Annotated in this window: 11 protein-coding genes and 1 pseudogene; 9 read left to right on the top strand and 3 right to left on the bottom strand. The window is 63.7% G+C overall.

Translation table 11 applies throughout. The annotated features are described in order from the left end of the window. Both BN1233_RS50220 and BN1233_RS48810 read left to right on the top strand, forming a co-directional pair. A pseudogene (locus BN1233_RS50220) lies at positions 1-207 on the top strand (SMC-Scp complex subunit ScpB); the annotation flags it as partial. Positions 208-786: 579 nt separating this feature from the next. After that, entirely contained in the window at positions 787-966 is a 180-nt protein-coding gene (locus BN1233_RS48810; RefSeq protein WP_046868175.1) for a hypothetical protein, read from the top strand. Here BN1233_RS48810 and BN1233_RS34695 read toward each other — a convergent pair. Next, the gene (locus BN1233_RS34695; protein ID WP_046868174.1) at positions 929-1,828 is read right to left on the bottom strand and encodes an amidohydrolase family protein; all 900 of its coding nucleotides are present in this window, start codon (positions 1,826-1,828) and stop codon (positions 929-931) included. The two genes, BN1233_RS48810 and BN1233_RS34695, sit on opposite strands and share 38 nt — an antisense overlap. Positions 1,829-1,950: 122 nt before the next feature. On the opposite strand from BN1233_RS34695, the gene BN1233_RS34690 reads away from it, so the two are divergent. After that, positions 1,951-2,877 (top strand): alpha/beta hydrolase, encoded by a 927-nt coding sequence (locus BN1233_RS34690; protein WP_046868173.1) that lies wholly within the window; start codon positions 1,951-1,953, stop codon positions 2,875-2,877. After that, positions 2,865-3,356 carry a flavin reductase family protein gene (locus tag BN1233_RS34685; RefSeq protein ID WP_048710755.1) on the top strand — a complete coding sequence of 164 codons (492 nt, stop codon included), beginning with the start codon at positions 2,865-2,867 and terminating at the stop codon, positions 3,354-3,356. Before BN1233_RS34690 ends, BN1233_RS34685 begins: the two co-directional genes overlap by 13 nt. A gap of 30 nt (positions 3,357-3,386) precedes the next feature. On the opposite strand, the gene BN1233_RS34680 is transcribed toward BN1233_RS34685, so the two are convergent. Next, entirely contained in the window at positions 3,387-3,797 is a 411-nt protein-coding gene (locus tag BN1233_RS34680; protein WP_046868172.1) for a hypothetical protein, read from the bottom strand. A gap of 222 nt (positions 3,798-4,019) precedes the next feature. Here BN1233_RS34680 and BN1233_RS34675 point away from each other — a divergent pair, with 222 nt between their 5' ends. From BN1233_RS34675 to BN1233_RS34655, 5 genes are all read left to right on the top strand, one after another. Then, positions 4,020-4,895, top strand: coding sequence for an ABC transporter substrate-binding protein (locus BN1233_RS34675; protein WP_046868171.1), 876 nt, complete (start codon positions 4,020-4,022; stop codon positions 4,893-4,895). Positions 4,896-4,983: 88 nt separating this feature from the next. After that, positions 4,984-5,877, top strand: a complete 894-nt coding sequence (locus BN1233_RS34670; RefSeq protein ID WP_046868170.1) for an amino acid ABC transporter permease — start codon at positions 4,984-4,986, stop codon at positions 5,875-5,877. A 34-nt stretch (positions 5,878-5,911) separates the two neighbouring features. Further along, the gene (locus BN1233_RS34665; RefSeq protein WP_046868169.1) at positions 5,912-6,703 is read left to right on the top strand and encodes an amino acid ABC transporter ATP-binding protein; all 792 of its coding nucleotides are present in this window, start codon (positions 5,912-5,914) and stop codon (positions 6,701-6,703) included. A 31-nt stretch (positions 6,704-6,734) separates the two neighbouring features. After that, entirely contained in the window at positions 6,735-7,277 is a 543-nt protein-coding gene (locus tag BN1233_RS34660) for a cysteine hydrolase family protein (RefSeq protein ID WP_046868168.1), read from the top strand. Beyond that, positions 7,274-8,587, top strand: a complete 1,314-nt coding sequence (locus BN1233_RS34655) for an LLM class flavin-dependent oxidoreductase (RefSeq protein ID WP_046868167.1) — start codon at positions 7,274-7,276, stop codon at positions 8,585-8,587. Before BN1233_RS34660 ends, BN1233_RS34655 begins: the two co-directional genes overlap by 4 nt. Positions 8,588-9,135: 548 nt before the next feature. Here BN1233_RS34655 and BN1233_RS34645 read toward each other — a convergent pair. Beyond that, on the bottom strand, positions 9,136-9,438 hold the full coding sequence (locus BN1233_RS34645; protein WP_046868246.1) for an HU family DNA-binding protein: 303 nt from the start codon (positions 9,436-9,438) through the stop codon (positions 9,136-9,138). Positions 9,439-9,745: the final 307 nt, after the last annotated feature.

The following is a 9,745-nucleotide window of genomic DNA, read 5'->3' as shown; positions in this document are numbered from 1 at the left end:
CCCGGGGCGCCGTATACCTATGTCACGACGGACCAGTTCCTGGCCCGCTGGGGCTTCGCGAGCCTGCGCGATCTGCCCGATCTCGAGCAGCTCGAGGCGGCCGGGCTTCTGGACCGGGCCCAGCTGTCGGGCGCGCTGGACGCCGAGATCGGGGCGGTGATGCCCGCCGGGGCGGAAGACGGCGATGAGCCCGACTTTGGGGATTGAACCCGGCCGCTGGATCAGTGCCGACAATGACCACGCTTTCTCGTCTTCTAACTGGAACCGGATGGGAGACTCGTGCTCCCGGCGAGCGACATTGGGCTGTAATGTTCTCGGGTTTCTTCATGGTGAGCCCCGCCCGGCCTGGGACCGAGCGGGGTTGGCTGTTGGGAGACAACAGGCCGGGAAGGAGATCGGCCCGAGCTCAAATTATTCTGATCGGGTTAAACGTCCATTGACGTTGCGGCAGCCACGATACCCCTGTCGGTGGGTTCTGCCACCGAGACTCTAATGGTGAACGTCGCAATGTTCTGAACATGAGTAGCTGTAAGGGGCTGCTACGGCGTGTGTTTCTGGCCCATAGTACAACACGACACCAATGTTTTGGTCTCCACAGGACCAAAGATCTAAATTCCGGTTTCGACGAACTTTGCGCGGATGCAACGAGAGATTTGGCTGAGCCTCGCCACGGTGAAAGAAGTCGAGACTGAGTGGCTCGTCGGATGCGATAGTGGAGCGAGATCCAGACCGAGCCTCGCGTGAGTTCGCTCGAAGCCTGTTAGAACCTGAACGAGCTATGACGGAATGGTTGCAGACGACGGTCTGCTTGCCCGCTTCGCCCACGAGTTCAATGCAGAACCCGCGAGCTTCGAGGATGCCGTGCCCCACCGGCACGTCATGATCACGCGAGTCCCGAACCTGCTTCGTCAGACCGCCGTCGGGACCGTTAGCGGCTTGGCCCGCCGCCATCGGCCGCTGGAGTAGGGAAGCCGTAGAGACGTGCCGGATTGTCGACCAGCACGGCTTGCAGCCGTGCGTCGTCGGGACACCATGCAAGCATCGCGTTCAGGAGTTCGCCTGTCGCGGGCATGTCGTGCAACAGGCCCACATGCGGCCAGTCGCTGCCCCAGACAAGCCGCTCGGGCACGATCTCGAAGAGGCGTCGTGCGATCGGGGCAACGGACGCCCATCCGGGATCGGATGCGAGCCGGTAGAAGCCGGAGACCTTGACCCAAGCTTCGTGATGTTCCGCCAGGCTCGTTAGAGCCCGGAACCCTGGCCCATCTATACCGAGTTCAGAGGGGAAGTGGCCAAGATGATCGATCACGACCGGCACGGGGAGAGCCAAGAGCCGCGCCACGAGGCCAGGCAGATCACGCAGGTCGATGAGGAGTTGCGCATGCCAACCGAAAGGAGCGGTCGCGGTCGCAGTCCGCTCCAGGGCCTCAAGGCCGGGCCCTCCCTTGAACAGGAGGTTGATTCGGAAGCCGCGTACCCCCGCCGCGTGCAGGGTCCGCACCTGTTCGGAACTGATGCCGGAGTCTACTACCGCGACGCCGCGCAGCCGATCGGGATGGCTCGCCAGGGCCTCCAGCAGCAGGGCATTGTCTGTTCCATAGATGCTGGGCTGGACCAGGACGCCCCGATCCATCCCCGTCGCATCGAGCATGGCGAGATAGGCATCGAGACGGCTCTCCGGCGGGGTGTAGCTGCGCTCCTCCACGAGGGGAAAGCGCGTATGCGGGCCGATCACGTGCGCGTGGCAGTCGCAGGCTCCTCTTGGCAGGGCGTGGGCGGGCGATAACACGATCGGGCGAGGCGGAAGGCAATTCGGGGCTCGGGTCATCGCTTGGTCGACGGGACAGTGCGGGCATTGAGGTTCGCGAGGCCGGATCCTCGCACCGATGTTAGCTGACGGTAGTTGGCCGGCGGGGCAGTGCCCTGAGGGGAATACGCGAGGAGCGCGACATGACAATACGGGACGTTTCGTTTTACAGCGATGGGCTGAAGCTCGATGGTTTGCTGCACGTAAGCGCTGAAGGCCGAAAGGCTCCGGTGCTTGTCGTCTGCTCGGGGCTGCACGGGTTGAAGGAATGGGTCCCGACCAAGTGGGCACCCGCTGCGCTCGCGGCGGGCTTTCACGTCTTCGCGTTCGATTACCGCGGCTTCGGGACGAGCGAGGGCCAGCGTGGTCGCATCCTGCCGGAGGAAGAGGTGCGCGACGCCATCCACGCGCTCGATTCCCTCAAGGGGCTCGATGAGGTCGATCCCGAGCGAATTGCCATGCTCGGCTGGGGCCTTGGGGCGGGTGTCGCGATCTGCGCGGCAGTCCGTGATCCCGATGTCGCGGCCGTGTGCAGCGCCAATGGCGCGGGGGATTATGGTCGCACGGTACGGGACGCGACGGAGTATCCGCGCCTCCTGCACTGGTGGGACCGCTTGCGCAAGGACCGGCTGGACCGAGCCCGCACCGGCATTTCACAGAAGGTGGACTACAGGGCCATCACCAATCCCGGCGCAGACGCCGGCTTCGATCTCCACCCACAATTCCAGAAGGATATCCGCTCGCTCGGCCAGGAGCCAATCCCGGAATTCACCTTGGAGAGCTGCGAAGCCTATGCCGCGTTCCGCCCGGAGGAGGTGGTCGCACGCCAGGCTCCGCGGCCCTTTCTGATCGTACACGGCGAGAGGAACCATTACATGCCCGTGTCCGAGGCGCATCGGCTCTACGAAGCGGCCGGGCCGGGCCGGGAACTTCGCATCTACCCGGGACAGGCTCACCTCGAGATGATCAGCCCGGACAATCCGGCCTCCGCCGATTTCATGCGGGAGACTGTCGGCTGGCTTTTCGAGGCGGTGACTCGCTCTCGGAAGGAAAGCTCATGGTCTCGGTAAAGCAGTTCTGGTCGTGGATGGGCCAGCGGGCCATCAGCGCCACCGTCGTCGCCGTGGATGGCCGTAACGGCCCGGCGGGCTTTCTTGGCCTGTCGGCCACGCATGTGAGCGCCGATCCGCCGCTCATATCCGTCTCTGTGAGCCGGTCCACGTCCGCGTTGGCAGAGATCCTGGCGCGCGGGCGCTTCGCCGTGAGCTTCCTGCCGGAGGGCGGCCAAGATCTTGTGCCGATCTTTGGGGGCTCGGCGAGTGTCACAGGAGCTGACCGGTTCCGTCCGGGTGAATGGACCACCTTGACCACGGGATGCCCGGTGCACGCCCAAGCGACTGGGGCGCTCGACTGCATGCTGGAGCGGGAGATCGACCTCGGCCACGTCCTCCTCCTAATCGGTCGCGTCGTGGATGGAGCGGCTCGGGAGGATTCACAGCCCCTGATCCTTTTCAGGGGCGTAATGTATCGGTCGGGCTCAGTCGACTGAGACGCGGCCCTCCGCCACTGCGCAGCGTGCTCACGCTCCGCGCGGCTGTGGGAGCCGGTCGAGGATTCCCTTCTCCGCCGTGCCAGCAGAGAGGCCGAACACGTCCTGCGCCCGCTCCCGAAGGAAGCGTTGGACGAGGCCGTGAAAGCATCCAAGCTTGTCAATCGGGATTTCATTGGGCGCGAGGAGGGCCAGGCCGGACGGGAGCGGTTGGGCGACGTCGACGATATCTCCGAGGCAGATCACGTGAAGTCGGACGCCCTTGTCGTTGGCCATAACGAAATAGGCGGAACTCAGGAGCACCTCGATGCCGAGCACCCGCAGGCGATCGACGAAGCTCATCGCGTCTTCGCCCCCTCCGACGAGTGTGTCGGCGGGGAGTAGAGACAGGCCTCCTCCCGACCGGATGAAGATCAGGAATACGTTGCGGCGCAGGTGCATGCCTTAGCGCTCGATCGGTGTTCTTCGTCTTGATCATCTCGCGCTGGACGGCAAATTCCTGCGTAATGTAGGCGTATCAGCAGCCTCGCTCTGAGGAGTCAAACGTTGATCAGGGTGGCTCCAAAGGGCCGCCACGTCGTCCAGGATTACAAAGGCTCGCGACCATGGATGATGCGGGTCTCCCGATCCCGGGTGCCTGCTGTGAGGAGAGAGGGGAAGACCATGACGTCGTATACCAGACGCTTCTTCATAACGGCCGCGGCTGTGATCGGCTTCTCGACGCTGGCAGCGCTCCCGGTCGATGCGCAGGCTGCGTCGGTCGTGGAGGCCGCCCGAAACGCCCTCCCGGATCCGCTCAAATCTTCCAGTACTCTCAAGGTCGCGACCTCCCTGCAATGGCCGCCCTTCGCCTACATGGACGAGAAGGGAGAAATGGAGGGAATCGACATCAGGCTCGTCAGGCTCCTGGGCGAGAAACTCGGCCTCAAGGTCGAGATCGAGGACGTGAAGTTCCCCTCGATCGTGCCGGGCGTCTCGAACGGCCGCTATGACGTTGGTGTCAATCAGATCGGCATCACGCCGGAGCGCGCCAAGGTGGCGGACTTCGTGCCTTACCTCATCTCAGGCTTTAGCCTCCTCGTTCGCAAGGGCACGACCGGGATCGACGTCTACAACCTGTGCGGGCGTACCCTCGCCCTTACTCAGGGCAGCGGGCAGATTCCTGTCGCCGAGAAGCTTTCCGCTCAGTGCGTGCAGGAGGGCAAGAAGGAGATCTCCTTTCTCTTCTTCCCGAACAGCGCGGATACCTATCTCGCCCTCTCGAACGGCCGCGGAGATGGCTTCCTCGTGGGTAAGCCCGCCGGTGTCTACATTGCCAAAAGCAATCCCAAGCTGGAGATGACGACGAGCGTCCTCAAGGATTCTCAGACGATCGCCGGCATCGTCATCGCCAAGGGAAACACGGCGTTGCAGAAAGCGCTGATGGTCGCCCTTGAGGATGCTGTCGCCGACGGGAGCTACCACAAGATCCTTGAGGAGTTCGGTGTGCCCGATGCAGCCCTCACCGTCGAGCAGATCCACGAGTACGCAAAGCAGTGACTGCATCGAGCGCGCCCTGTGGTGCACCCAAAGGCAACTTCGTTATGCGCCGGCGATATCCTGCCACCATGAAACCAGGAGCGGCAGGATGAGCGCGGCTCCCGTAAAGGAGATGGATTACGCCAGGGATATGGCCGCGGCTCCTGAGATCCTCCCGGCGCCGCGGATGGGGCGCTGGTTCGGCGTCGCGCTGGTCGCTTTGGTCGTCGCCTGGATCGGCTACCAGATCCTCGTCAATCCCGGGTTTCAGTGGCCGGTCGTCGGCCGCTACATGCTCCACCCAGCAGTCCTGTCCGGCATCCTCATGACGCTCCAATTGACCGTGCTGGTCATGCTGATCGGCACCGTCCTGGGGATCGTGCTGGCCATCATGCGTCTGTCGGGCGATCCCCTCCTGTCCTTCTGCTCTCAGGCATTCGTCTGGTTCTTCCGCGGCACGCCGGTCCTGGTCCAACTCGTCTTCTGGTATAATCTCGCCTCGCTCTTCCCGGAGATCTCGCTGGGCGTGCCGTTCGGGGGGCCGAAGTTCTACGAGGTCTCCTCGACGGTCGCGATCTCCTCCTTCACGGCCGCTCTCCTGGGTTTGGGCCTTGCCGAGGCTGCCTACATGGCAGAGATCGTCAGGGGCGGCCTGCTGTCGGTGGACCCCGGCCAACGAGAAGCGTCGAAGGCCTTGGGGCACACGCCATGGCAGACCTTCTGGGTCGTGGTCCTGCCGCAGGCCATGAAGGCGATCGTTCCGCCCACGGGCAACCAAGTCATCGGCATGCTCAAATTCACCTCGCTCGCCAGCGTGGTGGCATTGCAAGAGTTGATGCATTCCGTCGAAAGCATCTATTCACGGACCTTCGAGACCATCCCGCTGCTGATCGTCGCTGCGCTCTGGTACCTCATCATGGTGAGCCTTCTGTCCGTCGTGCAGTTCTTCATCGAGCGGTATTATTCCAAGGGCTGGACTGACCGCGTCGGGCCTATGGGCTGACGGTCCTTTCCTGCGCAGAGAGGCGAGAGCAGCCATGCTCCTATCGAGATCCGGCCCGCTCATGGTGCGTGTCGTCGACGTCTGGAAATACCGGGGCGACAACCTGGTGCTGAAGGGGGTCGATCTCGCGGCCGAACAAGGTCAGGTCGTGTGTCTGCTCGGCCCCTCAGGGGCAGGGAAAAGTACCCTTCTGCGCTGTATCAATGCTCTGGAGGCCGCTGACCGGGGACTCATCTCTGTCGACGGCGTCACGATCGGCTCGAAGAAGCGCGGAGATGCCTATTACCGCATGACCGAGCGCGAGGTGAGCCGCCAGCGCGCCGACATCGGCATGGTGTTCCAGAACTTCAACCTGTTCCCGCATATGTCCGTCATGGACAACATCACTGATGCGCCCATCCGGGTGCGGGGCGAGAAGCCCTCTGTCGCCCGCGAGCGGGCGCGGGATCTGCTGGACCGCGTTGGGCTCTCCGAGAAGGCGGACAGCTTTCCCCGCCATCTCTCCGGAGGTCAGCAGCAGCGGATCGCCATTGCCCGCGCCCTGGCCATGAACCCGAAGCTCATGCTGTTCGACGAGCCGACCTCCGCGCTCGACCCGCATCTCGTGGGCGAAGTGCTGGAGGTCATCAAGAGCCTCGCGGCCACGGGAATGACCATGATCATCGTCACGCACGAGGTCCAGTTTGCGCGCGAAATAGGCGACGTCGCTGCCGTGATGAGCGACGGTGTCATCGCGGAGTGCGGTCCGGCAAAGGAGGTGCTCAACCGACCCACGGACCCGCGGGCGCGTGCGTTCCTTGCCCGGGCCTTGCGTGACCCGGATTGAGCCCGTGCCACTCACTCGAGAAGATTGGCTCATGGTCGTTGATCTGCAGCCCGCATTCTCCCATCCAGGCAGTGCCTGGTACACGCCGGCGGTGGCGCAAGCCGCACAGCGCATCGCTGCCCTGGTACCCCTCTTCGGCGAACGGGTCGTGTTCACCCGTTTCGTGCCGCCAGCGCGGCCCGAGGGGAGTTGGAGCCGGTACTACGACAAGTGGTCCTTCGCATGTGACCCTACAGCGGACTGGCTCTGGGAGGTGGATGATCCCTGGAAGGGCCGATTAAGCGTCGCGAGCCACACCTTCTCGAAATGGGCGGCGGCACGCCATCTGTTCGGCCCGGAGGTCAATGTGGTCTTGTGTGGTGTGTCTACGGATTGTTGCGTTCTCGCGACTGCGCTCGCCGCCATAGACGAGGGGGCTCACGTGCGTGTGGTCGCCGACGCATGCGCAGCCAAATCGCCACGCATCCACGAGGATTCTCTCTCGCTGATGGCGCTCCGCGCGCCTCTGATCACGATCGTCGACAGCGACGAAGAGAAGCGCAGGCATTGTCAGTCCGAACAGGGGACGTCATGACGAGAACCGACCGCATGCACCTTGGCATGATCGTGCTGGGGGCCGGCAACCACGTGGCAGGTTGGCGGATGCCCGGCGCCGAGTTCGGCTCGGAGAATTTGCCGCTCCTCCAGCGCATTGCCGCGACGGCCGAGCGCGGCAAGTTCGACTTCATCTTCTTCGCGGACGCGGTGAACACCGGGATCGACGCTCATCCCGGCATGATGGTGCGGCTGGAGCCGCTAACCCTCCTCGCAGCTCTGGCCGTGACCACCTCGAAGCTCGGCCTGGTCGCCACCGTCTCCACGACCTATTCCGAGCCCTACAACGTAGCCCGCGCCCTCGCTTCCATCGATCACATCAGCGGCGGGCGCGCGGGATGGAACGTCGTCACGGGATCGAGCCCGGATGCCGCCGCCAACTTCAGCCGTGACAAGCACCCGCCTCATGCCGAGCGCTATGCCATGGCGGCCGAATACGTGACGGTCGTCAAAGGACTGTGGGATAGCTGGGAGGAGGGCGCTATCATCGGCGACAAGGCCAGCGGCACCTTCGTGGATCCCACGAAGGTGCACGTGCTCAACCACGCCGGGCCGTATTACCGCGTCAAGGGGCCCCTCAACATCACCCGCCCGCCGCAGGGCTATCCCGTTATCGTACAGGCTGGCGCCTCGGATACGGGGCGGGACTTCGCCGCGGCCACCGCTGAGGTCGTGTTCACAGCACAGCAATCGCTCGACGAGGCGCTGGCTTTCGCCCGGGATTTACGCTCACGAGCCCGATCGGTTGGACGGCCAGAGGACACGATCAGGATTCTCCCCGGCGTCTGTCCCATTGTTGGGCGCACGATGGCCGACGCAAAGGCGAAGATCGCAGAACTCGCGCGCCTGATCGATCCCGTGGCTGCCCTCAAGGTCCTCTCCGACCGGCTCGGCCAGGATCTGTCCTCCTATCCGCTCGACGGCCCCGTCCCGGAGTTCCCGCCCTCGGGCATGATGCAGGGGCATGCCACCGTCTTGCAGTCGATTGCGCGCCGAAACCGCATGACCCTGCGCGAGCTGCGAGATTACGCTGCTGTGGGAGCCGGCCACCGCCTAGTGTTCGGGACTCCTGAAGATATCGCGGATGACCTGCAGCACTGGTTTGAGTCCGGGGCAGCCGACGGCTTCCTCATCATCCCACCCTATTTTCCAGGTCCCGCCGACGAGTTCATGGACGAGGTTGTTCCCGTCCTGGTCCGGCGCGGCCTGTTCAGGGCGGAATACGAAGGCTCCACGCTGCGCGAGCATCTGGGTTTGGCTCGTCCGTCCCATCCGCGTGGCCGGGCTTGAGGCGAAACCGTCTGGACCACCACATGCGTTTCACAGGAAAAGGCTCCATGAACCCCGCGCGCCGAATGCATCTCGGTCTTCTCGCGACCACACGGGCGTGGTGGCGGTGAACGGCCTCATCCACCTCATTGGAGGACGGTCGACACCTTCCACACGAACTCAAACCTGCATCACAGCTATGACCCGCGCACGGATCGATGGACCTTCGGTGCACCCATCCCGACGGCGCGCTTAGGGCACGGGACCGTGTGGTAGCGGGACCGGATCTTTGTCATGAGCGGGGAGGGCACCCACCGGGTCTAGGGACAGAACGAGGCTTACTGATCCGGCAAACGACAGCCGGGAGGCCTACGCGCCCATGCTCACGCCGCGGCACGGCATGGGCGCGGTTGTGATTGACGATGCCGTCTATGTTGCCGGAGGCGGTCCTCAGATGGGAGGAGGGGTGAAGAGCGCCATCGAAGAGGCGTCCTCTCTCGCTTGAGCGTCCTCATTCCAGACCTGCCCTGGCTCCGGTGCCTTTCCGAACCAAGCCATAGAGGCTCCGATCAGGCGGCCTTCCGGCGTGGGCGCCGCTTAGGGTTGAGGCTCTCCTTCAGGGCCTTGGCGGCCTCGAACTTGAGCACCTTGCGGGCTGGGATCTTCACGGTCTCGCCGGTTTGGGGATTGCGCCCCGTGCGGGCCCCACGCTCGACCACCTTGAACCGACCAAAGCCGAAGAGCGCGACCTCTTCGCCGGAGTTGGCGGCCTCCATGATCTTCTCGAACACGCGATCGACCAGATCGCGGGCATAGGTTTTCGTCAGCTCGAACTCTTCGGCCAGGGACTCGATCAGGTCATTCTTGTTCATGAGATGCCCCATAGGATGGAAGGGTGGTTCACACACTGGGATTTTGGTCTGCCCGGATGGTCAGGCGGTCAGGTTCCTGCGGCGATGCAGACCTTCCGACAGCGCGGCCAAACGCCCCGGCATCATTCAGCTCGAATGGTTGAGGAACGGTCTAGACGATGCTGCTGCCCAATGGGTGCAGACCAGGCAGTAACTTCTCTCAGAGGCGAGCGGGCCCATGTGCAACGTGCTCTCTGATTAGATCACGACAGGAGATCTGCCGCCAGTCAAGGCCAGGAATGGAGCCGTTCCTGTCTACGTTGGGTCT

This window comes from Microvirga massiliensis (genome assembly GCF_001006805.1).
Taxonomy (GTDB): Bacteria; Pseudomonadota; Alphaproteobacteria; order Rhizobiales; family Beijerinckiaceae; genus Microvirga; species Microvirga massiliensis.
This window is presented reverse-complemented; position numbering and strand designations above follow the sequence as displayed.

Bases quoted from the DNA above. Each gene is read 5' to 3' on its own strand.
- BN1233_RS48810 (WP_046868175.1), top strand. From the start codon at position 787: ATGGTTGCAGACGACGGTCTGCTTGCCCGCTTCGCCCACGAGTTCAAT.
- BN1233_RS34695 (WP_046868174.1), bottom strand. From the start codon at position 1,828: ATGACCCGAGCCCCGAATTGCCTTCCGCCTCGCCCGATCGTGTTATCG.
- BN1233_RS34690 (WP_046868173.1), top strand. From the start codon at position 1,951: ATGACAATACGGGACGTTTCGTTTTACAGCGATGGGCTGAAGCTCGAT.
- BN1233_RS34685 (WP_048710755.1), top strand. From the start codon at position 2,865: ATGGTCTCGGTAAAGCAGTTCTGGTCGTGGATGGGCCAGCGGGCCATC.
- BN1233_RS34680 (WP_046868172.1), bottom strand. From the start codon at position 3,797: ATGCACCTGCGCCGCAACGTATTCCTGATCTTCATCCGGTCGGGAGGA.
- BN1233_RS34675 (WP_046868171.1), top strand. From the start codon at position 4,020: ATGACGTCGTATACCAGACGCTTCTTCATAACGGCCGCGGCTGTGATC.
- BN1233_RS34670 (WP_046868170.1), top strand. From the start codon at position 4,984: ATGAGCGCGGCTCCCGTAAAGGAGATGGATTACGCCAGGGATATGGCC.
- BN1233_RS34665 (WP_046868169.1), top strand. From the start codon at position 5,912: ATGCTCCTATCGAGATCCGGCCCGCTCATGGTGCGTGTCGTCGACGTC.
- BN1233_RS34660 (WP_046868168.1), top strand. From the start codon at position 6,735: ATGGTCGTTGATCTGCAGCCCGCATTCTCCCATCCAGGCAGTGCCTGG.
- BN1233_RS34655 (WP_046868167.1), top strand. From the start codon at position 7,274: ATGACGAGAACCGACCGCATGCACCTTGGCATGATCGTGCTGGGGGCC.
- BN1233_RS34645 (WP_046868246.1), bottom strand. From the start codon at position 9,438: ATGAACAAGAATGACCTGATCGAGTCCCTGGCCGAAGAGTTCGAGCTG.